Below are 21,836 nucleotides of genomic sequence, written 5' to 3' on the forward strand. Positions count from 1 at the left end.
AGTTATGCCTGATCAAGCGCGGCGAGCTTGATTGCTGCTGCGTCCCCGCGGCGCGCGATCAGGTGTTTTTTTCGGCTTGTTAAGCAGGAGCCAGATTACGGCCCGACAGCCGGTTGGCAAGTTGCTTAATTCCTACGCAATGGGTAAGCTGAGCTTTATGCAAAAACTTCGCCACAAGCTGCCGCCGCCCAATCTTCTAATCACCTTCGAGGCTGCCGGACGTCAGCTTAGCTTTACCAAAGCGGCGTCGGAGCTGAATGTTTCGCGTGTCGCGGTCAGCCAGCAGATTCATGCTCTGGAGAGATTTCTCGGTGTGCCGCTGTTCGAACGGCTGCAACGCTCGGTTCGGTTGACACGGACAGGAGAGAGGTATCACCGCGCCATCTCCGAGGCCCTTGAACGAGCGCTTCGCGCGACGCTCGAAATCAGCCGGCGCTCCGACACCAACGTCGTCAATGTTGGCGCCACGCCGGGTTTCATGACCTATTGGCTGTCACCGAGACTCGGCGAGTTCAGGGCGATCCACCCCGACATCGAACTGAGGTTTATCGTCTCCGACAGCAACTTGCAGTTCGAGGATAATATGGACCTCGCGATCCGATACGGTTCCCCGCCGTTTGATGATGCCGAGACGACATTCCTTGTTCGGCAAGAGATAAGTCCTACCTGCGCGAATACATTTCTGCCCGCGGGCACGCTGCTCGAACCGTCCGAACTCCTGACCTATCCGCTCATTCACCTGGAAGGTCCATATGACGAACATACCAGGTGGTCGACCTGGCTGCGTGTTCACGGACTCGATCTGGCAAGAGCGAAGGCCGGAATAACCGTCAATTCCTATACGAACCTGGTTCAGGCCGCGCTTGAAGGTCAGGGGTTTGCCTTGATCGGCCCGCCGCTGGTTCAGAGATTCCTCTCGAACGGGACGCTCATTCAACCCGTCAACGCCAGGCCCATCGTCCGCCATGCCTTCCACCTCTTACTTCCCCGGCTATCGATCCCGTCCGCTGCCGCCCAGGCCTTCGCGGATTGGATCAAAGGTTCCTTCCCTGCGAAGAGGCCAGGCATTGAAGAGGACGATTGAATTGGAGTGAGCGTAAGTGCCCGTCGCAGACTGCATCGCTGGAATTTGTATCGGCAGTTCTAGAAACGACAATCAATGTGGACGGCGTGTCGCAAGACGTCGCGCTCGGCCGCCGGTCGCCGCGATGCCCTTCCGCTTCGTCTGGCGGGCAGACTTGGGCCCTCCAGCCGCGTCGCCACTTCCGCCGATAGCCTCAAGGACCTGTCATCCTAGTGCCTCTGATTGAGGTTCATTCCTCTCAGAGGACGGCGGCAGCCATTTGGTTGAACTTTAGATTTGAAACTTCCGTCACAAGTTTCATGAAGGCCCCGATTGGACGAAGTTCTTGACGTGCCTTCAGGCACGTTGCGAAGGACTCGGTGAATGGCTTGTGGTCTGCGATCGACAAGGGCGTCAGCCGGTCGTCGAGCTGGAACTCGGTCTTTGACACAATGCCGGCACCCAAGCCTGCCGCGACCGCTTCCCGAACACCGTCGCGCGGGATCTCCATGACCACGTTTGGTCGGATCCGATGCAGTTCCAGCATCTCCTCCAACGCCCGACGCGTCATCGAACCAGGTTCGCGAAAAATCATCCGCTGCCCGTCGAGTTCCTCGAGATCGATCTGCTGCCGGCCTGCCCACGGATGGTTGCGGTGAACGAAGATGATGACCTCATGGCGGCCGAGCTGAACGAGATCAAGACGCGGGTCGTCATAGTCTCGGCCGATGATGGCCACGTCCACCTCATAATTCATGAGCTTGTTGTAGACGACGTCGGAATTGCCGCTTTCAAGCGAGACCTGCACCAAAGGGTATTGAGCATGAAACGCGGAGAGAAGTTCCATGACGAAGAACGGACCCACCGTGCCGACGCGCAGCTTGCCCGAAATCTGATTGCCCTCGGCGCGCAGTATGCCGACCGCCTGCTCCTCCAGCGAGAAGATCTGGCGTGCCACGGTCAGAAGCGCTTCGCCCGCATCCGTCAGTTTCAGTCCGCGCGGCGACCGCAAGAAGAGCTGAACGTCATAGGTTTCTTCAAGCGCTTTGACCTGGGTGGTCACCGTCGGCTGGCCGATGCAGAGCAGATCGGCAGCCTTTGTGAAGCTAAGCTCGCGACCCACCGCATAGAAGGAACGCAGCTGGCTGAAATTGACGAAATGAAGCTTGTTAATGCCGCCCACGACCTGTCTCCCTGCGAAAGGCGTCAGCCATCCGCACGATTTCTCCAGCAATTTCCGAGCGTTCCTCCAACAGATCGCACAATATCGTATAGTGGTTTTTTCCGTGTATCGGAACCAACTCGGCATGCTGGCCCGAGCCGCTCCAATAGGAAGAGAACCGCTGGGACTGCTCGCGGAACTCTCGGGTCTCGTCCGTGCCTACGATCGCCGCGAGCCGACAATGCGGCACCGGCCAGCGGATCGGACTGAGCCCTGCGGCTCGCTCGCCGTCGAGCCCAAGCGCCGCGTTGAGAGATGTCTCCACCACCGGCTCGACATCGAAGATGCCGCTGATCGGAACGCAAGCTGCCAGCGGCACGCTTACCATAGGGCTTGTCATCGCGAGTGTGGCAGCAAGATGACCACCGGCGGAATGGCCGGTCGCGATCCAGAAAGCCGGAGGCGCTGCAAGGGTTCGCAAAATCGCCGGCACGCAGGTCCCGATGCGTGCAACGATTGCTTCGATGCGCGTCTCCGGCGCCAGCGGATAGTTTGGCAGCGCCACGGAGAAGCCGCGGCCAACGAGCGACGAAGCGACGAAGGAGTAACGGTCCTTGTCGAGGCTCTGCCAGTAGCCGCCGTGTACGAAAAGCACCAGCGGCGCACCCGCGCCGGCCGCAAACAAGTCGAACACTTCACGCGGATGCGCGCCGTAGGCAACGTTGCGTCGGCATGTCAGTGAACTGCGGGCAGCGGCGCTCGCCTCATCGAAACGTCTATAGACGTCCGCTCTTTCCGGATGACGGTCACGGAAGACGTAGCCGTATTCCTTGCTGGAATTCGCGCCATTCATTCGAAGAGAACGACACTGCGCACCGACTCTCCCGCTCGCATCAGGTCGAAGCCGCGATTGACCTCACTGAGCGCCAGGCTGTGTGTGATTTGACGGTCAAGATCGAGCCTGCCGTCCATGTAATAGTCGATCAGCCTTCCCAACCCGCCGCGTCCTTTGACGCCGCCGAAATAGCTGCCGCGGATCGTGCGGCCGTAGCGGACGCCTACCGGTGGGAATCCCATTTCGGCGCCTGGCGGCTCGACGCCGAGCAATACGGCGGTGCCCCAGGCCGGCTGGCAGCAGTCGAAGGCCTGCCGCATGACCGGCACGATGCCGGTACATTCGAAGGCGACGTCGACGCCGCCATCGGTAAGATCGCGAACCGCCTGGACGACCTTGCCGCCCTCGCGCGACGCGTCGACAAAAGCGGTCATGCCATAGGAGCGGGCGAGTTCGGATTTGCCGTCGGTCAGATCGATGCCGATGATGGTTGCGGCGCCGGCAAGCCGCGCTCCCTGCACAACATTGATGCCAATACCGCCGAGCCCGAAGACGGCAACGGCGTCACCCTCCCGGATCTCGGCCAGCGCCGCGCCGACGCCAGTCGTGACACCGCAGCCGAACAGGCAGACCTTGTCCAGCGGCGCATCCTTGCGGATCTTCGCCAGCGCAATTTCAGGGACGACCGTATAGCGGGAAAGCGTCGAGGTGCCCATGAAATGGTGCACCGGCTGCGATCCGATCGAGAAGCGCGAAGTCCCATCCGGCATGACGCCCTGGTCGCGTGTCGGCTTGATGGTCCAGCAAAGATTGGTCCGCCCGCTCCTGCACATGCGGCAATGCCGGCATTCGGGACCATAGAGCGGAATGACATGATCGCCCGGTTGGAGGTCGTAGACTCCCTCGCCCACCTCGACCACTCGCCCTGCGCCCTCATGCCCGGGAATGAGAGGATAGACGCTGGTCGCGTTGACGCCGTCGAGCGCGGTGAGATCCGTGTGACAAAGGCCGGACGCGACGATCTCGACGAGCGCTTCACCATGACCGGGCGGCGCGACCTGTACTTCTTCTATCGCGAGCGGCTTGTGAGCTTCGAAGCAGATCGCGGCGCGTGAACGGATCATGACGCCCGCCTGCCGAGTTCATCGCCGAAGCGCGTGAAGCCCCTACGAACGAGTTCGGCGCCGTCCGGCCTTGCGCCTGCCTTGATCATCTCGCGCGCGATGCGGATGTCGCGGCCGCAGCCGACGCCGATTGCACCAATCAGCCGGCCACCAGTCGTGAAATACGCCAGATAGGCGCGCTCGCCTGGCTTGCCGCGCTCAAATGCCGGCTCTCCTGCACCCGGCATCCCCGCCACTTGAACATTGAGGTCATATTGATCCGTCCAGAACCAAGGCACTTCGCTGTAAGGGGATGGATTGCCGCACAGATAGGACGCAACGACGGCCGCCTGGTCTTCCGCATTCTTCCACGACTCCAACCGCCAGCGCTGGCCGAAGACGCGATTCTCATGCGCCGCGACATCGCCGGCGGCGAAGATATCGGGATCGCTGGTCTTCCCGAACTCATTGACGACGATGCCGTTGTCGATATGCAGGCCGGCTTCGCCGGCGATCCGGTCGTTCGGCGTGCCGCCGATGCCGACCAGAACAAGGTCGGCCTCCAGCAGCGACCCGTCATCGAGATGGAGGCGTCCAGCGGCATCCAGCGTCTCGGAGGAAACGACTTGGCGACCACAGAGAATGCGTACGCCTGCCCGTTCATGGAGATCGGCGAGCCATTGTGAAAGATAAGGCGGAAGCAGTCGGCTCAACGGCCGCTCGGCGGCTTCCAGAACCGTCACCGCCGCACCGAGCTTGACCGCGCTTGCAGCGACCTCCAGGCCGATCAGCCCCGCTCCGACAAGCACCAACCGCGCGCCAGCCACGACGCGCTCACGCAGCGCGAGCGCATCCGAGAACGAGCGAAGATAGAAGGTGTGTGCCGCGATGGGCTCAAGTGATCGGATCCGGCGGGGCGACAATCCCGTCGCCAAAACCAGCTTCCGGTAGGAGAGGCTGGCGCCGTTAGAGAGAGCCACGATCTTCTCTCGCCGGTCTATGCCGACCGCCTCGACACCCAGATGGAACCGCACGCCGATCTCGTTCCACCGTGCCGGTGATAGCAGATAGGCATTTGCCGGCACGCCCGCCGATGTCAGCACACCCTTGGACAAAGGCGGCCGCTCGTAAGGCAGCTCCGTTTCGGCCCCGACCACGTCGATCGGCCCGACAAAGCCGCCGTGCCGCAACCTTTCCGCGACGCGGCCGCCGGCGTGTCCTCCGCCGACGATCACAACCCCGGCCGTCCTCCCTGGACCCGCCACGCCGTTCAAGCCCCCTGCCCGGCAGGCGTGGCGCCGGCGCGGCCATTCCGCAGCACCTCGCGGATGATCTCGCGATGCACATGGAAGTAACTCTTGCTGACGCATTGCAGATGCGGCGAGACCTCGTCATGAAGCCGGCCCAGCGCATGAAACGGCACCGAGGAGGCGAGGTGATGCTCCGCATGGAACGGCATGTTCCAGTAGAGCATCCTCAGCAACGGATTCGCGAGCGTAGTCCTGGTATTGGCAAGCAGGTTCGGACTTTCTTCGGCGCCGGTGTGCTCGGCCATGCGAATGGCACGCAGCACGGGCTCACCCATCACCCGTGGAAGCAGCCAATACAACAGCGCGATCATGCTGCCGAAATAGATCGAGGCGGTGGCGATGACGACGTAGAGCAAGACGAGCAGCCGTATCTCCAGCATCACCTGCTTCCAGACCGATTTCGGCAGAAATTCACGTTCCTCCTCAGTGAAGCGCCCTGTTGTGCCGCGCCAAAGCGTGCCGACCAGCTTCGGCCAGAAGGAGAGGCCGATTATCTGCCCGAAATAGTCGCGAAGTGATGTGGGGAACGGCACGATATCCGGGTCATTGTCCTCGTGCTGGGTGAAGGTATGATGCGCAGCATGTCGGTATTTGAAGTAGAGAAACGGACGAAAAGTGAAGGCGGCGACCGCAAATCCAACGATGTGGTTGATCCATCGCGAATGGAAAGCGGTGCCATGCGAGCATTCGTGCAAGGGTGCGAACAGCAGCACGATGATGATGCCGTAAGCGAGCATTGAGGGTATCTGCAGCCACGGCGTTCCACCGGAGAGGTAGACGGCGAGTACGCCGAGAGCCAGAGCCGTGAGATGGACCGCCAATCTGATCAGCCCCGGTCCGTTGGTTCGCGTGCGAAGCGTCTTCAGCTTGTCGCGTGAAATGATCTCCGGTCCCGTTAGCGGCCATATCTTGCTGCCGATGCCGCCAATCCCAGCATAGCTCGCGGAATTGTCGCCTTGCATGCCGATCCTCCTTCAGATTGCATATTGTCGCGACAGTCTAGCGGGGTCGCCACATAGAAGAAAAATTCATTGTTCCCATGGCGTTATTGGTTCGGCGTCAGGCCACGAAGCAATGCGCGATTGCTTCCGCGGAGAAATCCTTGCGGTGAAAGTGTCCGGTCACCCGACCGCGGCTCATGACGAGGATGCGGTCGCAGGCATCCATCATCTCCTGCAGTTCCGTAGTCAGCAGCAGAATTGCCTTGCCCTCTTCCGCCAGACCCTGGATGGCACGCCATATCTCGAACTTGGCGCCCACATCGACACCGCGGGTCGGGTCCTCGGCGATCACGATGTCGCCGCCGCGCGCGATCCATTTGCCGATGACGATCTTCTGCTGGTTTCCGCCGGACAGTTGTGACGCCAGCTGCGACAGGCCGTTGGTCTTGATTGCCAATGTGCGTACCAGGCCGTTGGCCGTCGCGTTTCTTTGCCGACGCTTCACGAAGCCGAGGCGACCGAGGCGGCGCAGGATCGTCATGCCGATATTGTCGCCGACGCTCATCGGCAGGACGAGGCCCTCACGTTTGCGATCGGCAGGCATGAAGCCGATGCCGAAGGCAATGGCGTCCCGCGGAGAACGCAGCCGCACCTTGCGTCCCTGAACGCGGATCTCGCCGCGATCGATAGACTGGTCGCCGAAGATCGCGCGCACGACTGCCTCACGCTGGCAGCCAAGCAACCCGGCAATGCCGACGATTTCGCCCGCCCGCACCTGCATCGAAATATCGTCGAAGACGCCGGCCTTGCCGATCCCCTTTGCTTCCAGCGCAACATCGCCGAAGCGCCTCTCCTTGTAGGCGGATTGGCCAGGCTTGTGTTCACGTCCGACCATCAAGGCGACAAGAGCACCTTCGCTCAAGCCGTCAATGTCGCGGGTGGCGACGACATGGCCGTCGCGGAGCACGGTAACGCGATCCGAAATCTGCATCACCTCGCTCAACCGGTGCGAGACATAGACGATGCCGAGACCGTTGGCCTTCAACTTGCGAATTATGGCGAGCAGGTGGGCGACCTGATCCTCGTTCAGCGAGGCTGTCGGCTCATCGAAGACGAGCACGCGCGGACGGCTCGCCAATGCGCGGCATATCTCGACGATCTGCTGCTCATTGAGGCTGAGTTCGCCGACAGCTCGCGACGGATCGAGACTGACATGAATTTCGTCAAGCAGGTCCTTCGCCATGCGGTTGAGCATAGCGCGCGTCTTGCCAAGACGGCCGGCCGGTTCACGGCCGATAAAGATGTTCTCGGCAACGCTCAGGTTAGGACATAACACCAGTTCCTGGTGGACCAGTGCCAGCCGGTTGGCGAGGGCCACCGTGGGATCGTTGAGGACCACAGGCCGGCCGTCGATCCTGATTTCGCCGCTGTCGGGCGCGACGAGGCCATTCATGACCGACAGCAGCGTCGACTTGCCGGCACCGTTCTCACCGACCAGGGCATGTACTTCGCCGGCCTTCAGATCGAAGGTCACATCGGAAAGCGCGACGACACCAGGATATGTCTTGCGGATCGATTCGACCTCGAGCAGCGGGGTGCTCATTGCAATCACGCCGAATGATATTTGTTGAGAAGCGCGCGATGGCGATCCATGTCTCCGCGCAGGTTCTGATAGACGGACGACCAGACTTCGAAGAAATCCCGGTAACGCTCGTGCAGTTTCGGATCGGGGTCGATCGTCTCCTTGATGCGAACGATTCTCGCAAGAGGCTCGGTCGGCGATTTGTAGATTCCGGCGGCGACGCCGGCAAGGATCGCGTCACCAATCGGGGCAGCTTCGCCTATATCCGGTGTCTTCAACGGCAGGTTCACCACGCTGGCGGTGATTTGGTTCCAGAACCGGCTCTTCGTCGGGCCGCCGTTCAGGATCAAACCGTCGACCTTGACGCCGGCCGCGTTGGCGACGCGGACGTTGGAGTAAAGGTCGAAGGCGACGCCCTCGATCAGCGCGCGGATGAAATGCGCCCGTGTCGTCGTCGGGCGTACGCCAAAGAAGTTGCCGCAAGCATTGCTGTTCCAGTTGGGCGACAGCGTGTTGCCGAGATACGGCAAGTAAAGCAGACCGTCGGAACATGCCGGTATGCGCTTCGCCTGCTCGGTGAAAAGGTCGAAGACATTGTGGCCCATGCGCTCGGCGAGGCGGAATTCGGCGTCGCCGAACTGGTCGCGGAACCATTTCAACGACGCGCCGGTAAAGGCCATGGGGCCATCGAACATGGTCAGGCCGGGCAGCACGTGCGGCCATTTCAGGATGCGGTATTCCTCGACGTTCTGCTCGGTCGGGATCATGATGCCGAGGTTGGATCCCGTGCCCATGGAGTAGTAGGCCTCGCCGGCTTTGGCGACGCCGACGCCAAGTGCGGCCGAACTGATATCGGTGCCGCCTGCGGCGACTATGGTGCCGGGCCGCAACCCCGTCTCCTCGGCCGCCTGCCTGGTCACCTCGCCCACCACTTCATGGGATTGGTAGAGCCGCGGCAGCTTCTCGAGTGGAATGCCGATCGCCCTGGCGACCGACTCGTTCCAGCGCTCCTCGCGGTACTCGTAAGCGTAGGCCAGGCCCGCATCGCCGGTATTCATCGTGAAGTTGCCGCACATCCGGTAGGTGCAATAGCCGGAAGGCGACAGGAACTTGTGCGTGGCGTTGAAGATGTGCGGTTCGTGCTTCTTGATCCACAGCGCCTTGGGGTCGATGAACCAGGGCGCAATGCGGTTGCCGTTGTTCTTGTTGATGGTCGCCTCGCCGACGCTGCGGCGGATGTCCTCGCACTCTTCCTCGGAGCGGGAGTCCATCCAGATCATGGCCTGACGCAACGGCCTGCCCTGGTCGCTGACCGGCAGCGTCACGCCAACCAGGCCCGAAAGCGCCACAGCCGCGATATCATCAGCGAAGCGCCCCTGTTCCAGACATTGCCTTATCGACGAGACCACGGCGCCCCAGTAATTCGACGCATCCTGTTCGGCCCAACCGGGGAACGGGTGAAACAGCGGATGCTCCTGCGAGCCTGACGCCACCACCTTGCCGGTGTTGGTGTCGAGAATCGCCGCCTTTACGTTCGTCGTGCCGATATCGATGCCGAGCGTGAGATGTCCGCCCATAAATCGCTCCTCCCAGAGGCTCTATGCTTGTGTTTTCTTGCGGCTCATCTTCGACAAGCCGACCGATATGATGAGAACAACGCCGATGGCGAGGTTCTGGTACCAGGTCCCGACGCCCCAGATGGCGAGCAGGTTGAGGCCGGCGGCAAACGCAACGCTGCCCAGCAGCGTACGCCACGGCGATCCGATGCCTCCAGCCAGCGCCGTGCCGCCGATGACAGCAATGGCAATGGCGGTCAATTCATAACCGGCAGCGAGCGGCGCATCGACCGACTTCAGCCGCGCGGTGAAGATGATGCCGGCAAGAGCGGCGCACAATCCGCTGATGGCATAGGCCAGCACCACGTAGCGCTGCGTCTTGATGCCGGCATAGAGCGCGGCTTTTTCGTTGCCGCCTATGGCGTAGAAGCGGCCCCCTCGCATGCTGCCATTTACGAAGCCAATGAGAGCAAGAAGGACGAAAACGAAGACCACGAAACTGACCGGGATGCCGACTATCTTGCCATCGCCGATCCAGCTGTAGAACGGCGCCTTGAGATAATAGGGGTGGCCATTGGTGAGCATATAATTGAAGCCGCGCAAGGCCGTCAGCGACACCAGAGTCATGATGAAGGACGCGACCTTCAAATACGCCACGCCGATGCCGTTGAGCGCGCCGACCGCGATACCGGTCGCCAGCGCGATCAGAATGACCGGGACGATCGGACCGGCATAGGTGTTGCCGCGCACCAGCCAACGGCTTCCCAGCATTGGGCCGATCTCGGCCATGACGACCACGCCGACAATGACCGAGAAGATCATCAGCGCCGCGACCGACAGATCGATGCGGCCGGTAAGCAGCACCACCGTCATGCCGAGCGACAACAGGCCGATGACCGCGATGCTGCGCATGAGGTTCTCGATGTTGAGCGCCGTGAGGTAATACTGCGACGTCAGCGCACCGACCGCGAAGATCAGCAGGATCAGCCAGATGATGGGATCGCGGAGCAAACCCTGCAGGAAGGGCGCGACGCGCGGGGTGGAGAGCTCCAGGACGCTCATTTCGCGATCCCCCGCTGCCACATGCCGGGCATCACGACGGCAAGGATGACTGCCGCGGTCACGACCTGCTGCAGATAGATGCTGACACCGAGCTGATTGAGAAGGTTGTTGACGATGCCGATGATCAGGGCAGCCACAACCGTGCCGATGATCGAGCCCGAGCCCCCGGACAGCGCCGCGCCTCCCAGCACGGTGACCGCCAGAACCGAAAGCTCCATGCCTTCGAAGCCCGCCGGATTGATGTAGGACAGCCTGGCGCTTTCAAGCATCCCGGCAAGCGCCGCGCAGGCGCCGGAAATCGCGAACACGGCGGAGCGGACGCCGACGACATTGATGCCGGACAATGCGGCCGCCTTGACGTTGCCGCCGGTCGCGTAGAGCGCACGTCCGAAGATCGAGTATTTGGTAAGCGCGATCGCGGCTGCGCCCAGCACGACGAGCAGCACGACCGGCAGCGGGATGCCTGCGAGGTCGCCGCGGCCGAGCCAGAGGTAGGCGGCGATCGGTTCGGGATAAAGCGCCTGGCCACCCGAGAAGATGTTGGCCAGCGCGCGGCTTATGCCGAGCATGCCGAGCGTGGTTATCAGCGAGGGAATACCCAGCGCGGCGACGAGAATGCCGTTGACCAGGCCGATGGCAAGGCCCGTGAGCAAGGTGGCGCCGATGACCAGTGCCGCGGAGCCTGTCGGGATCAACAGCCCACCGGCGATGCACGACAGGATCGCGACCCCGGCGATCGACAAGTCGATCTCACCGGTGATCACCACCAGTGTCATGCCGTAGGCCATGATGCCGATCGCGGCCACGGCGAGGAGTATGACATGGATGTTGGCGAGGGACAGAAAGGACGGTGTGATCGCCTGCCCCGCAATAAGCAGCGCGATCAACACCGCGACGCGGCTCATGTCGCCGACGCCGAGGTGCCGCAAGGCGTCGGAAGGCCGCGCCTGTGAGGCGACCTTGGTTTCAAGAGTGCTCATGGTCATGACGTGCTCGCCTGCCTGTTCGGTCAGCGCCTGCCGGTCCTCACCAGAGAATCCGGCAGGCGCATGGGAGCTGGCGATCAGCCCGCGACTTCCGGACCGTAGGCGTAGGGCCACTCGTCCGGCGTCAGCGTCTCGATGCCCTCGATGTTCATCTTCTCCTTGGTGATCATCGGCAGGTTGGGCGTCATGATGAGCTTCGGCGGCGCTTCGTTGAGGCCTGCCTTGGCGCCTATATGCATGACAACGGCGCGGATGCCGATGTCGCCGATCAGCGGCGTGTAGGGCGACACCATCTCGATGTTGCCGGCCCTGATCTCCTTCAGCACCTCGCGGGCATCGTCATTGGCGAGGATCATGATCTTCTTCCCGCCGGGGGCGCTATTCAGCCGGTTTGCCTCGCGGATCGCGTCGAGCGCACCCATGGCTTCCTCGCCGCCGGTGTTGAACGACACCGAGATGTCCTGGAAAGCTTGCAGCGCATCCGCCGTCGACTTGAAGGCCAACGTGCGCTGGCTGTTGGTGTGATAGTTGGCGAGCACCTTGTAGCCAGGTGTGTTGCCGATCGCCTCCAGGAAGGCACCGGTGCGGATCGAGTCCGCCGTGCTGCCGAGATCCTTGCGATTGAAGATGATGTTGCCCTCGGGCGCGGCATGCTTGAGATAGAGACCTTGCTGCAGACCGTTGGCATAGAAGTTGCCAAGCACCTCCGAGCTGATCTGCTCGGACGAAGTGCGGCGATCGAGGCTCACTACCGGGATGCCGGCCGCGATGGCGCGGTCGACCGGTGGCCCCATCGGCGCTTCGCGGTTCGGCCAAAGCACTATTCCGTCATACTGCTTGGCGATCCAGGTATCGATGACCTGGCCCATCTTGTTGTCGTCGAACTCGGCGTCGATCACCTCGAGCTCGATGTTGGGATGGCGTTTGGCCTCCCAGGCGGCGGTGTCCGCGAGGCTGATCAGCCAGGGGTGGTTGAAGCCGTGAAAGACCAGCCCTATGCGGTACTTCTTGTTGTGATCCAGCACCGGACCTTCCGCCAGCGGCAGATAGTCAGTGAAAGGCGACTTGATCTGAAGCTTGCTATAGGGACCGACGAAACTCGCGCCCATGCCGGGTTTCCATACGAACCCGCCTGCGAGATCGCCGACAGGATAGACGTCTAGGTAATCGCGAAAGCCATCCTTCTCGAACAGCGCGCCCACGTCCCCATTCGACATTTCGGCCTTTGCCTCGTCGGAATATTTCTTGATGAGCGCGTTGATGACGGAATGGACCGATTCCTCGGCGGCCGCCGGAGCGATTGCCAGCGGGGCGGCAGCAAGCACGGTCAGTGTCGCAGCCGTCTTCAAGAGATGACGGCGTGATAGTTTCAGCATTAGGTTTCCTCCCATATTTTGGTTTCAGCCCGGGATATGTCCCGAAGAAGTCAGTGCTAGTCTCCTCCTCCCACCAGGATGTGGACGTAGCCGTCCGCCACCTTGGTTTCGTAAGTCTTCAGCCGCTCGGTGACCGGCGGCGAAAGCGGCATGCCGGTCGGGATATGGAACAGTCCCTGATGCAGCGGACATTCGATCGTCTGGCCATCGATGTAGCCCTCGGAAAGAAATGCGTGTGCATGGGTGCAGACGCCGGCTGTCGCGTAAAATCTGCCGCCGAGATTGAAGATTGCGATGCACGCCCCGGCGTGCTCTACGCGCGTGGCGTCGCCGACGGGCAGGCTGTCAACGCGGATCGCCTGTATCCATTGCATGTCCGTTGTTGTCGTTCCCGCCGCCATTCATTCCTCGCAGTCGTCATTCTGTTTCGTTTATTTTCGTTGTCTTTCCATACGCGGCCAATTCATTGTGGGAATGCCGGTATTGATGACTCCGATAAGACTGCCGAGCGGACCCGCTCGCCACAGCGACGGCGGGGAGCCCGTAGATCATCGGCGACTGGATTGCAGTTTCAGCGGGTCGCGGCACACGGAGGCGGCGCGAGCCAGGCGCCGAAGGGGCCTGTCATCATCGCGTGAGGCGAGTCGGCGCTTGCGGCACAGTCGCAGCCGAGCTGCGAAATCGATCCCCGTTAACAGAGGCGAGCGGCGCGTTGGGGCCGAAACCTGACCACTGCGCCGGGAGTTCGGCTGTTTTAGCGCAGCCGCGACACGCAGCGTTTTCGCCGCCAAGGTCTGCTTTCAGGAACTTGCGAAGTCGATCTCCACGACCGAGATCGGCGCAAAGTTGCCATCAGCTCGCGCTACGTCCGGTGGAATGTGGCACTGTGCTAATCCTTGCCGCTCATCAGTTCATCAAGGATGCGTCTGGCCGGGAGCGCGGGCCAGGCAGAAGCACGAGGCCCCGTCTCTCGCGAACGCCCCGCTTCGAGTATCCGACGTGAAATGGCCTCCTGCTGATGACGCAGGTGATCACTCAGCAGCTTATTGCGGGGTGATGTAGCCTGCATTAACTCCAGGGATTGAATGATTCATCAGAAGGTGAACATCGAGCTCCGCCACACCCGCGGCCTGAGCGATTGTGCGGAACGTCTGCCGCAGGTCATTGCCCCATTTCGACAGATCGTCGCGCTTTTCCTTGTGTTCAATCATGTGACCGCTTCTGCTGTCGGCCGGGAAGAGCGCCACGTCCCCTACACACATCATCGTCACCTTTGCTCCGCGGCGTGTCGCGTTGCCAGCATGTCCACGACAAGCCCTCGTCTGTGATCACCGCAATGTCTGTTGCGACCAGCCGGGCAGTTCCGCCTTCCGTGCAGCACTAGCCTCAAGCTGCCACTGCCGCAGGTCTGTTGTTTGACGCTGTGTGACAGCCTGTCTCGAACTGTGTCGGAACCAAAAACGCCCGCCAATTGTTTCTGGTGCCCGAAGTTCACCCCGCCGCGCACTAAGGCTGTCCAATGATCCCGAATCCAAGATTTGACATGGCGGCCGCGAAGGCCAGCGATCTGCACCCACAGGCCAAGGTCGCCTTGACCTATCAGGCATTGGTTCTCCTCGGCCGGATTGATGAATCTATCGCCAGGATCGAGCGGGCGCTCGGCGAGTTGGCCGAGGCGAACCGGGCGACGAGCGCGTAAACGCACCATCATCAGTCGCGTCGTTCTGGCCACCCAAGCCCGCCGAGGATCCAGACGCTGGTGCGATGGCGGTCACAGGTTCGATTCCCAGTCGGGCTCACCAAATTTTTATATCGTCGATGCCTAGAGCAATTCCAGGAAAAGTGTGTAACGGTTTTCCGTCGGGAATTGCGTAAAAACAAATACTAAGGGCGGTTCGGCGATTCTATGAATCGCTGAAACGCTCTAGCTTGCCGGCAAGGCATCACCCCGGGCTGCCCGCCGCCGGATTGGCGATGACGGCCGCCCGGAAGCGGGCGACGAAATCGTCGAGTGCCGGCCGTTCGGCGTCCGAGATCGCCCAGTAGGAGAAGGCGCCGTCAGTCCAGTGGACCAGCAGGAACCCGCCCGCCGAGAGATCGTCCGCCACCGGCACCGATTTGGCCTCGTTCTGCCGCGGCGCCGCCACCAGGGTGATGAGATGCTCGTGGTGGCGGTAAACCAGCGCCGGCACCGGCCTGTCGCCGATGACCTCGACGCGGCCGCCTAGCAGCGCGTAGCCGTCCTTGGCCATGTCTGGCGCCGGCGGCGACACGCCGATCCGGCCGTCGAGCCACGGCTTCACCGTGTGCCGGTCGGACGAGACGATGTCGACCGGGCTCGTCGCGAGCAGGCTGCGGCGATGGCCGTTGGCGACGGCGACCGCGAAACTGTCGGGCGTATTCTCCACCATCAGCCACTGCGTCGCGCCGCTGGCGAGAAACGCCGTCAGCACGATCGAAGCCGCCATCTGGCGCCAGTCGAAAGCGTTGAACCAGCGTGCCGAAGCGCGCGGCCGCATCTCGATGACCTTGTTCTGCCGTTGCGGCTGTGCCGTCACGGCGCCGGCCTGCGCTGCCTCGGCTTCGTCGGAACCTTTCGCCTCGGCGATGGCCGCGATGCGCGCCAGGAAGTCGTCGCCGACCGCCGGCCGCGGCACGCCGGCGACAGCCGTGCGCAGCGCGAGGAGGCGCGTATGTTCGGCGGCAAGCTCCGGATCGGCGGCGATGCGGCGCTCGACGGCAAGCGCCGCAGCTGCATCGAGCTCGCCATCGACAAGTGCATGGATCATCAGCTTCATATCCTGCGGGTCTTCCGGCAATCCGTCCTCACGCGGGCCATTCTCACGCGGGCTCATGGGCGACCTCCAAGTTCCGTCATCAGCAGGCTGCGGGCCCGCGCCAGCCGCGACATCACCGTGCCTTGCGGCACGCCGAGCATCGCCGCGATCTCGCGATAGCTGAGGCCGTTTATGTCGCGCAGCACCAGCGTTTCGCGAAACGCGTCCGGCAGCCTCGCGATCGCTGCTTCCACCGCCGCCGAGTTGGCCTTGGCGATCAGCGCCGCCTCCGGGCTGTCCGCGTCCTTGTCAGGTGGCGGCGACACGTCATCGAGATCGGCGAGGTCGCCGACGGCGACCACGCTGCGCGGACGGTTGCGCGCCAGCCAGGTGTAGGAGGCGTTGCGCACGATGGTGAGCAGCCAGGCGCGCGGATTGCCGCCGGCAAAACCGGCAATACCGGCATGCGCCTTGAGACAGGCCTCCTGCACGACATCTTCGGCGTCCGCCGCATTGCCGGTCAGCCAGCGGGCGAGCGACAGCGCGTCGCCAAGATGCGGCAGCACCACTTCGGCAAAACGCGCGGCCAGCATTCTTTCGCTCAACATAGTCCCACCGTCAGGCGCCTCCGCCTGGGCTTTGCGGCCACCTTCAGCGGGAGGCGGCGATCCGTCCTTGCTCCTGCGGGTAAAGATCGCGACTGCAGGCGAAGGCGCCTGCTTTGGGGGAGGTGAAGGCATAGGTGTCACCGGAGTCAAGCGCCTCAGAGCGGAACGTCGCATCGCTGACCGCGAAGAGAATGCCGCCGTCATTGTCGTGGATCACTTTTGTTGCGGCTCGCACGGTCACGGCCGGCGGAGGAACGACGATGGCTGGAGCGCCCTGCTCCAGCCCATGCGCGCCAAAGGCGGGCGCCCGCGGGCTGCCTCTCGGCATTCTCAACGGCATCGTAGGTCATCTCGGTCTCCAGCACGCGGTGAACGGCGCATGCCCGAAAGACCGGCATTTCCGATGGTTTATTCCCGGATGGCCGGCTTTTTTTCGATCACGCTGACGTGATCGATGTCGCCAAGGCTACCCGGAGATCCGGCAACCCCGGCCTTGCCGAACGGTTCGAACGGCAGGGCGCGGTCGTTCCGGGCGGTCGGCACGGACAGCCGCGATCAGATGCGCTGGCCGGTCTTGGCGTCGAACAGATGCGCCGAGGCGCGGTCGACCTCGATCCGCACGGCCTCGCCTTGCTTCAACGCAAGCCGCTCGCGGAACAGGCAGGAGATCACCTCCCCGCCGCAGTCGACCGTGGCGAAGATCTCCGAACCGGTCGCCTCCATCAGGGTGACGGTGCCGGAGAGACCCTGGCCGGACGCCCGGATGTGTTCGGGACGAATGCCGTAGACCAGTTCCTTTCCCGCGGCCTCGGTTGGCTGGATGGCTTTCGGCAGCGGCAGCGTCAGCCCGCCGGCGCTGCGGAAGATCCCTTCCTCGATACGGCCGTGGATGAAGTTCATGGCGGGCGAGCCGATGAAGCCGGCGACGAACAGATTGGCCGGGCGGTCATAGAGATCGAGCGGCGCGCCGATCTGCTCGACAAGCCCGTCATGCAGCACGACGATCTTGTCGGCCATGGTCATGGCCTCGATCTGGTCGTGCGTGACATAGATGGTGGTGGTGCCAAGCCGCTGATGCAGCGCCTTGATCTCGCCGCGCATCTGGACGCGCAGTTTGGCGTCGAGATTGGAGAGCGGCTCGTCGAACAGGAAGACCTGCGGATCGCGCACGATGGCGCGGCCCATGGCGACGCGCTGGCGCTGACCGCCGGAGAGCTGACGCGGATAGCGGTCGAGCAGCTTTTCGAGGCCGAGGATGCTCGCCGCGCGCTTGACCCGGCTCGCCGTGTCGGCCGGATCGGCTTTCTTGATCATCAGCGCGAAGCTCATATTGTCGGCCACCGTCATATGCGGGTAGAGCGCGTAGTTCTGGAACACCATGGCGATATTGCGGTCGCGCGCCCTGAGATTGTTCACGGTTCGCTCGCCGATCGCGATCTTGCCGGCCGAGATCGTTTCCAACCCCGCGATCATGCGCAGCAGGGTCGACTTCCCGCAGCCCGAAGGTCCGACAAGGATGACGAACTCGCCATCGGCGATATCGACGCTGACGTCGTGGATGATCTTGGCGTTGCCGAAGGCCTTCTGCACGTTGTTGATGGTTACCGATGCCATTGCGTGTCTCCAAAAAGTGGCGGCGGATCAGGCGCTCAGCCGCCCTTGACCGCGCCGGCGGTCAGCCCGGCGACGATCTGCCGTTGCGCGAACATGGTCAGCACCAGCACCGGCAGCGTCACCACCAGCGCCGCCGCGGCGAGCGGCCCCCAACTCACCTGCTCGTAGGACAGCATGTTGTAGACGGCGACCGGCAAGGTCCGCGTCTCGCGGCTGGCGAGCACAACGCCGAAGACGAAGTTGTTCCACGAGAAGATGATCGACAGGATGAAGGCCACGACGATGCCAGGCTTGGCGATCGGCAGCGCCACCAGCCGGAACACCTGCCAAGACGAGGCGCCGTCGATATTGGCCGCCTCTTCCAGTTCCATCGGCGTCGTCTCGAAATAGCCGATCATCACCCAGACCACGATCGGCACCGTCACAACCAGATGGATGATGATCTGCGGCCAGAGCGTGCCGAGGATCCCCAACCACTGGAACAACAGGAACAGCGGGATGAGATAGGAGAGCCCCGGCGTCATGCGCGCGATCATGATGACGATCGCCGAGCGCTCTGCCTTGAGCCGGGCGATGCCGTAGCCAGCCGGCACGCCGATCAAGAGAGCGAGCAGGGTTGCCGTGCCGGTCACCAGAACCGAATTCCACATATAGAGCAGGAAATTGTTCTCCTCGAACACCTTCGCATAGTTCGACCAGGCGAAGCGCTCAGGGATTAGGATCGGCGGGTAGGCGCCGTTGTCGATCTCGAACTTCAGCGACAGCGACACCATCCAGAGGAAGAACAGGATCGCCGGCGAGACCAGCACCAGCGCCGCGAAGAACAGGCCTATCTTGTTGAGCAGCCGCGAGCCCATCTATTTGCCCTCCGCGTCGATCCATTGCGAGCGCTGGCGCAGCATCAACAGGATGAAGGACAGCGCCACGATGACGATGAAGAAGACCACGGCCATGGCCGAGCCGTAGCCCATGTCGTAGTAGGAGAAGGCGGTGTTGTAGAGGTAGATGTTGATCGTCTCCGAGGCGGTGCCCGGCCCGCCCTGGGTCATCGCGTAGATGATGTCGAAGCTCTTCAACGCATCGATCGTGCGGATGATCACCGCGATCATCAGGAACGGCGCGATCATCGGTAAGGTGAGATAGCGGAACTGCTGCCAGGCGTTGGCGCCGTCGATCTCGGCGCTCTCGAACGGCTCGCGCGGCACGGATGCCAGCCCGCCAAGCACGATCAGCATCACCAGCGGCGTCCACTGCCAGGTCTCGACCGCGACCAGCGAAGGAATGACCGTGTTGGGGTTGAAGATCCACTCCTGCGCCGGAATGCCGACCAGCGACAAAAGGTAATTCAGCACGCCGAGCTGCGGGTGGAACATCATCGTCCAGACCAGCGCCACTGCAACCGGTGTGGCCATCATCGGCATCACGAAAAGTCCGCGCAGCAGACCGCGCAACGGAAATTTCGCGTCGAAGATCAAGGCGGCGACGGTGCCCAGGAACATTGGCGCGACGACTGACAGGAAGGTGTAGATCAAGGTATGCCAGAGCGATTCCCAGAAGCGCGGATCGGTCGCCAGGCGCAGATAGTTTTCCATGCCGGCAAAGCTTCGCGACTGGCCGAGCGTCCAGCTGTTGACGCTCATCCACAGCGTAAAGGCCCAGGGAAAGACAATCACGGCGCCGACGACTACGAGCGCCGGGACGACGAAAGGCCAGTAGTTGGGGGCCAGCCGAAGCGGCTGGCTCTCTTCGATGGCTTGCGTCGTCACCCCCGCGCGTTCTGGGGCGATGGCGGACATCAGCCTTGCTCGCTCCTGTCGAGAACCGGCTGGAACTGCTCCGTGGCCTTCTTCAGTTCGTCGGCCGGGTCGGCACCGGCAATCATGTTGGTCAGCGCAACGCCATAAATGTCGCGGAACTCGGTGACCGGGATGATGACCGGCAGCGCCAGCCGGCTGATGTTGCCGGAGCCGACCACGGCATCCAGCCAGCTCGGCGGCATGGTGACGCCCTCGCGCACCTTGGGGTCTTCCAGCACGGACTTGCGGAACGGCACGCCGGCGCCGGCCTGCAGCAGCCGTGCGCCCATGGCAGGCGATACCGCCCACTGGCAGAACAGATAGGCCGCTTCCTTCTTCGTGCTGGCGGAAACCACGCCGATGCCGTCGCCGAAAGTGCCCGCGGCATGCGCCTTGGGACCCTTGGGCACAACGCCGTAGCCGACCTTGCCGACCACCCGCGACTTCTCCGGATTTTCCATGGGCGGCGCGAAGCCGACGCCGTCGAACCACATACCGATCTTGCCCTGCAGGAAAGCGGACTGCGCCTCGGCCCAGTTAAAGCCGGTGACGCCCGGAGGCGCAGCCTTGGTCATCAGCCGCTGATAGAGGCTGGCGGCTTCGATTGCTTCCGGCGAAGTGGTGCGCAGCTTGCCGTCGCTGCCGAGCGGCGTCATGTCGTAGCCGAGCATCAGCGACGTCCAGACCGGCGTGTTGGCGTTCTTGAGACCGCGTGCGACGAAGCCGAAGGTGTTGCTGGACGGATCCGTCAGCGCTTCGGCGGCAGCCACCAGCTGCTCGAAGGTTTCGGGATATTTCAGCCCCTTGGCGTCGAACAGCTCCTTGTTCCAGTAGAGGATCCAGTAGTCGACGGAGAACGGCAGTGAGCGCAGCACGCCCTGGCTGTCCTTGGCGAACTGAATGCCGGCCTCGGCGAAGTCACTTTCGACCAGCCCCGGATCGGTGAGGCCCGGATCGGCAAGATACCCGGAAATGTCGGCCAGCCAGCCGCCCTTCTCGAACTGTCGCTTCTGCACGTGGTAGCTGAGATGCACCACGTCGAAGCTCGGCTTGCCGGAGCTGAGCTCGATCACCGTCTTCTGGCGCTGCTGCTGTTCGGGTGTCGCCTCCGCATTGACCTTGATGCCGGTCAGTTCCTCGAACTCGGCGAGGTTCTTCAGAATGTTCTCGCTGCGCGGGCTCTTGACCAGATTGACGTCGAGCGTGGTGCCGGAAAAGCGCTTCCAGTCGACGCCCGCGGCGAAACTCGGACGAAGACCGGCGAAACCTGCGGCGGCCAGTGCAGCGGTTCCCCGGAGCAACTGCCTTCTGGTTGGATTGAACGGATTGGACGACATCTCTTCCTCCCGGTTGTTGTCGTTGTCGATTGCGCCGCGACGATTGCGACGCGGTCCTGCTTCCTCAAATCTGCAGCGCCAGCCGGCGCGCATTGTCGATGTGCCGGCTGATCGCCTCGACCGCCTTCTGCGGATCGCGTTTCTCCAGCGCATCGATCACCGCCAGATGCTCGCGCATGACCGGCACGACGCGACCGTCGATGCGGAACCGCTCCTGGTGGATCAGCCGGATCTTCACCGAATTCACCAGATAGGCCTTGGCGATGATCTCGTTGCCCAGCGCGCTGATGAACGTGTCATGCATGGCCCAGTCGATGCTCTGCGCCTGGGCTTCCATTTCCGGCGTCGGGGTTTGCGCCAGCGCCTGGGCGAGCATGTCCTCGTGCTCGCGCTTGAGCTGCGCAATCTCGGTGTCGGAAGCGTTGACGGCAAAGAGCGCAACCGCCTCACGCTCCATGAACAGGCGGAACTGGAAAGCCTCGCGGATCAGGCTGATGTCGATATGCGCGATCTGCATGCCACGCTGCGGTATGGTGGTCAGCAGCCCCTCGGCCTCGAGCCGCGGCACGATCTCGCGGATGGCGCCGAGCGGCAGGCCGGTGAAGGCGACCAGCTCGCGCTGGGACACGAACTGGCCGGGTCTCAGGTCGCGGGCCAAAAGATGCCGCGTGAAGCTGGCATAGGCCTTTTCCCTCAGAGTTGCCGGTTCGCTCGTATCGTCCATGCCG

21 protein-coding genes and 1 pseudogene are annotated in these 21,836 nt (G+C 62.6%); 2 read left to right on the forward strand and 20 right to left on the reverse strand.

The features are described from left to right. Positions 1 to 31: 31 nt before the first annotated feature. The gene (locus EN874_RS07285) at positions 32 to 1,084 is read left to right on the forward strand and encodes a LysR substrate-binding domain-containing protein (protein WP_245513506.1); all 1,053 of its coding nucleotides are present in this window, start codon (positions 32 to 34) and stop codon (positions 1,082 to 1,084) included. Positions 1,085 to 1,322: 238 nt separating this feature from the next. On the opposite strand, the gene EN874_RS07290 is transcribed toward EN874_RS07285, so the two are convergent. The 12 genes and pseudogenes from EN874_RS07290 to EN874_RS07345 form a co-directional block, all read right to left on the reverse strand. Next, positions 1,323 to 2,246 carry a LysR substrate-binding domain-containing protein gene (locus tag EN874_RS07290; protein WP_168247401.1) on the reverse strand — a complete coding sequence of 308 codons (924 nt, stop codon included), beginning with the start codon at positions 2,244 to 2,246 and terminating at the stop codon, positions 1,323 to 1,325. Then, positions 2,233 to 3,078, reverse strand: coding sequence for an alpha/beta hydrolase (locus EN874_RS07295; protein ID WP_127426022.1), 846 nt, complete (start codon positions 3,076 to 3,078; stop codon positions 2,233 to 2,235). The genes EN874_RS07290 and EN874_RS07295 overlap by 14 nt, the downstream gene beginning before the upstream one ends. Then, complete coding sequence (locus EN874_RS07300) at positions 3,075 to 4,181, reverse strand: zinc-binding dehydrogenase (RefSeq protein WP_168247418.1); 1,107 nt, start codon at positions 4,179 to 4,181, stop codon at positions 3,075 to 3,077. The genes EN874_RS07295 and EN874_RS07300 overlap by 4 nt, the downstream gene beginning before the upstream one ends. Continuing rightward, the gene (locus tag EN874_RS07305; RefSeq protein WP_168247402.1) at positions 4,181 to 5,398 is read right to left on the reverse strand and encodes an FAD-dependent oxidoreductase; all 1,218 of its coding nucleotides are present in this window, start codon (positions 5,396 to 5,398) and stop codon (positions 4,181 to 4,183) included. Before EN874_RS07305 ends, EN874_RS07300 begins: the two co-directional genes overlap by 1 nt. A 35-nt stretch (positions 5,399 to 5,433) precedes the next feature. Further along, positions 5,434 to 6,435 carry a fatty acid desaturase gene (locus tag EN874_RS07310; protein ID WP_127426019.1) on the reverse strand — a complete coding sequence of 334 codons (1,002 nt, stop codon included), beginning with the start codon at positions 6,433 to 6,435 and terminating at the stop codon, positions 5,434 to 5,436. A gap of 97 nt (positions 6,436 to 6,532) precedes the next feature. Next, positions 6,533 to 8,017 (reverse strand): sugar ABC transporter ATP-binding protein, encoded by a 1,485-nt coding sequence (locus EN874_RS07315; RefSeq protein ID WP_127426018.1) that lies wholly within the window; start codon positions 8,015 to 8,017, stop codon positions 6,533 to 6,535. A gap of 5 nt (positions 8,018 to 8,022) precedes the next feature. Further along, entirely contained in the window at positions 8,023 to 9,573 is a 1,551-nt protein-coding gene (locus EN874_RS07320; RefSeq protein WP_127426017.1) for an FGGY family carbohydrate kinase, read from the reverse strand. A 21-nt stretch (positions 9,574 to 9,594) separates the two neighbouring features. Continuing rightward, positions 9,595 to 10,614 carry an ABC transporter permease gene (locus EN874_RS07325; RefSeq protein ID WP_127426016.1) on the reverse strand — a complete coding sequence of 340 codons (1,020 nt, stop codon included), beginning with the start codon at positions 10,612 to 10,614 and terminating at the stop codon, positions 9,595 to 9,597. Then, on the reverse strand, positions 10,611 to 11,600 hold the full coding sequence (locus EN874_RS07330; protein WP_127426015.1) for an ABC transporter permease: 990 nt from the start codon (positions 11,598 to 11,600) through the stop codon (positions 10,611 to 10,613). Before EN874_RS07330 ends, EN874_RS07325 begins: the two co-directional genes overlap by 4 nt. Before the next feature lie 77 nt (positions 11,601 to 11,677). Then, positions 11,678 to 12,976 carry a sugar ABC transporter substrate-binding protein gene (locus tag EN874_RS07335; protein WP_168247403.1) on the reverse strand — a complete coding sequence of 433 codons (1,299 nt, stop codon included), beginning with the start codon at positions 12,974 to 12,976 and terminating at the stop codon, positions 11,678 to 11,680. Positions 12,977 to 13,032: 56 nt separating this feature from the next. Then, complete coding sequence (locus EN874_RS07340; protein ID WP_210211668.1) at positions 13,033 to 13,377, reverse strand: non-heme iron oxygenase ferredoxin subunit; 345 nt, start codon at positions 13,375 to 13,377, stop codon at positions 13,033 to 13,035. 488 nt (positions 13,378 to 13,865) lie between these two features. After that, positions 13,866 to 14,217 (reverse strand): annotated as a pseudogene (locus EN874_RS07345) (integrase); the annotation flags it as partial. Between the two features lie 302 nt (positions 14,218 to 14,519). Between EN874_RS07345 and EN874_RS33625 the strand changes: the two are divergent. Beyond that, on the forward strand, positions 14,520 to 14,675 hold the full coding sequence (locus EN874_RS33625) for a hypothetical protein (protein WP_168247404.1): 156 nt from the start codon (positions 14,520 to 14,522) through the stop codon (positions 14,673 to 14,675). 244 nt (positions 14,676 to 14,919) lie between these two features. On the opposite strand, the gene EN874_RS07350 is transcribed toward EN874_RS33625, so the two are convergent. From EN874_RS07350 to EN874_RS07380, 8 genes are all read right to left on the reverse strand, one after another. Beyond that, positions 14,920 to 15,831, reverse strand: coding sequence for an anti-sigma factor (locus EN874_RS07350; protein WP_127426013.1), 912 nt, complete (start codon positions 15,829 to 15,831; stop codon positions 14,920 to 14,922). After that, positions 15,828 to 16,346, reverse strand: a complete 519-nt coding sequence (locus EN874_RS07355) for a sigma-70 family RNA polymerase sigma factor (RefSeq protein ID WP_245513507.1) — start codon at positions 16,344 to 16,346, stop codon at positions 15,828 to 15,830. The genes EN874_RS07350 and EN874_RS07355 overlap by 4 nt, the downstream gene beginning before the upstream one ends. A 58-nt stretch (positions 16,347 to 16,404) precedes the next feature. Next, complete coding sequence (locus EN874_RS33630) at positions 16,405 to 16,578, reverse strand: hypothetical protein (protein ID WP_168247405.1); 174 nt, start codon at positions 16,576 to 16,578, stop codon at positions 16,405 to 16,407. A 338-nt stretch (positions 16,579 to 16,916) separates the two neighbouring features. Beyond that, a complete protein-coding gene (gene ugpC, locus EN874_RS07360) occupies positions 16,917 to 17,975 on the reverse strand; it encodes a sn-glycerol-3-phosphate ABC transporter ATP-binding protein UgpC (RefSeq protein WP_127426011.1) in 1,059 nt (352 codons plus the stop codon). A 35-nt stretch (positions 17,976 to 18,010) separates the two neighbouring features. Beyond that, positions 18,011 to 18,832: a carbohydrate ABC transporter permease gene (locus EN874_RS07365; RefSeq protein WP_126087263.1), complete on the reverse strand. Its 822-nt coding sequence runs from the start codon at positions 18,830 to 18,832 to the stop codon at positions 18,011 to 18,013. Beyond that, the gene (locus tag EN874_RS07370; RefSeq protein ID WP_127426010.1) at positions 18,833 to 19,771 is read right to left on the reverse strand and encodes a sugar ABC transporter permease; all 939 of its coding nucleotides are present in this window, start codon (positions 19,769 to 19,771) and stop codon (positions 18,833 to 18,835) included. After that, complete coding sequence (locus EN874_RS07375) at positions 19,771 to 21,108, reverse strand: extracellular solute-binding protein (protein WP_127426009.1); 1,338 nt, start codon at positions 21,106 to 21,108, stop codon at positions 19,771 to 19,773. The genes EN874_RS07370 and EN874_RS07375 overlap by 1 nt, the downstream gene beginning before the upstream one ends. A 64-nt stretch (positions 21,109 to 21,172) precedes the next feature. Continuing rightward, positions 21,173 to 21,832: a GntR family transcriptional regulator gene (locus tag EN874_RS07380; RefSeq protein WP_127426008.1), complete on the reverse strand. Its 660-nt coding sequence runs from the start codon at positions 21,830 to 21,832 to the stop codon at positions 21,173 to 21,175. Positions 21,833 to 21,836: the final 4 nt, after the last annotated feature.

The organism is Mesorhizobium sp. M1D.F.Ca.ET.231.01.1.1, assembly GCF_003999155.2.
Classification (GTDB): Bacteria; Pseudomonadota; Alphaproteobacteria; order Rhizobiales; family Rhizobiaceae; genus Mesorhizobium.

Coding starts and splice junctions, on each gene's coding strand:
- EN874_RS07295 (WP_127426022.1), bottom strand. CDS start 3,078: ATGAATGGCGCGAATTCCAGCAAGGAATACGGCTACGTCTTCCGTGAC.
- EN874_RS07310 (WP_127426019.1), bottom strand. CDS start 6,435: ATGCAAGGCGACAATTCCGCGAGCTATGCTGGGATTGGCGGCATCGGC.
- EN874_RS07315 (WP_127426018.1), bottom strand. CDS start 8,017: ATGAGCACCCCGCTGCTCGAGGTCGAATCGATCCGCAAGACATATCCT.
- EN874_RS07320 (WP_127426017.1), bottom strand. CDS start 9,573: ATGGGCGGACATCTCACGCTCGGCATCGATATCGGCACGACGAACGTA.
- EN874_RS07325 (WP_127426016.1), bottom strand. CDS start 10,614: ATGAGCGTCCTGGAGCTCTCCACCCCGCGCGTCGCGCCCTTCCTGCAG.
- EN874_RS07330 (WP_127426015.1), bottom strand. CDS start 11,600: ATGACCATGAGCACTCTTGAAACCAAGGTCGCCTCACAGGCGCGGCCT.
- EN874_RS07335 (WP_168247403.1), bottom strand. CDS start 12,976: ATGCTGAAACTATCACGCCGTCATCTCTTGAAGACGGCTGCGACACTG.
- EN874_RS07340 (WP_210211668.1), bottom strand. CDS start 13,377: ATGGCGGCGGGAACGACAACAACGGACATGCAATGGATACAGGCGATC.
- EN874_RS33625 (WP_168247404.1), top strand. CDS start 14,520: ATGGCGGCCGCGAAGGCCAGCGATCTGCACCCACAGGCCAAGGTCGCC.
- EN874_RS07350 (WP_127426013.1), bottom strand. CDS start 15,831: ATGAGCCCGCGTGAGAATGGCCCGCGTGAGGACGGATTGCCGGAAGAC.
- EN874_RS07355 (WP_245513507.1), bottom strand. CDS start 16,346: ATGCTGGCCGCGCGTTTTGCCGAAGTGGTGCTGCCGCATCTTGGCGAC.
- ugpC (WP_127426011.1), bottom strand. CDS start 17,975: ATGGCATCGGTAACCATCAACAACGTGCAGAAGGCCTTCGGCAACGCC.
- EN874_RS07365 (WP_126087263.1), bottom strand. CDS start 18,832: ATGGGCTCGCGGCTGCTCAACAAGATAGGCCTGTTCTTCGCGGCGCTG.
- EN874_RS07370 (WP_127426010.1), bottom strand. CDS start 19,771: ATGTCCGCCATCGCCCCAGAACGCGCGGGGGTGACGACGCAAGCCATC.
- EN874_RS07375 (WP_127426009.1), bottom strand. CDS start 21,108: ATGTCGTCCAATCCGTTCAATCCAACCAGAAGGCAGTTGCTCCGGGGA.
- EN874_RS07380 (WP_127426008.1), bottom strand. CDS start 21,832: ATGGACGATACGAGCGAACCGGCAACTCTGAGGGAAAAGGCCTATGCC.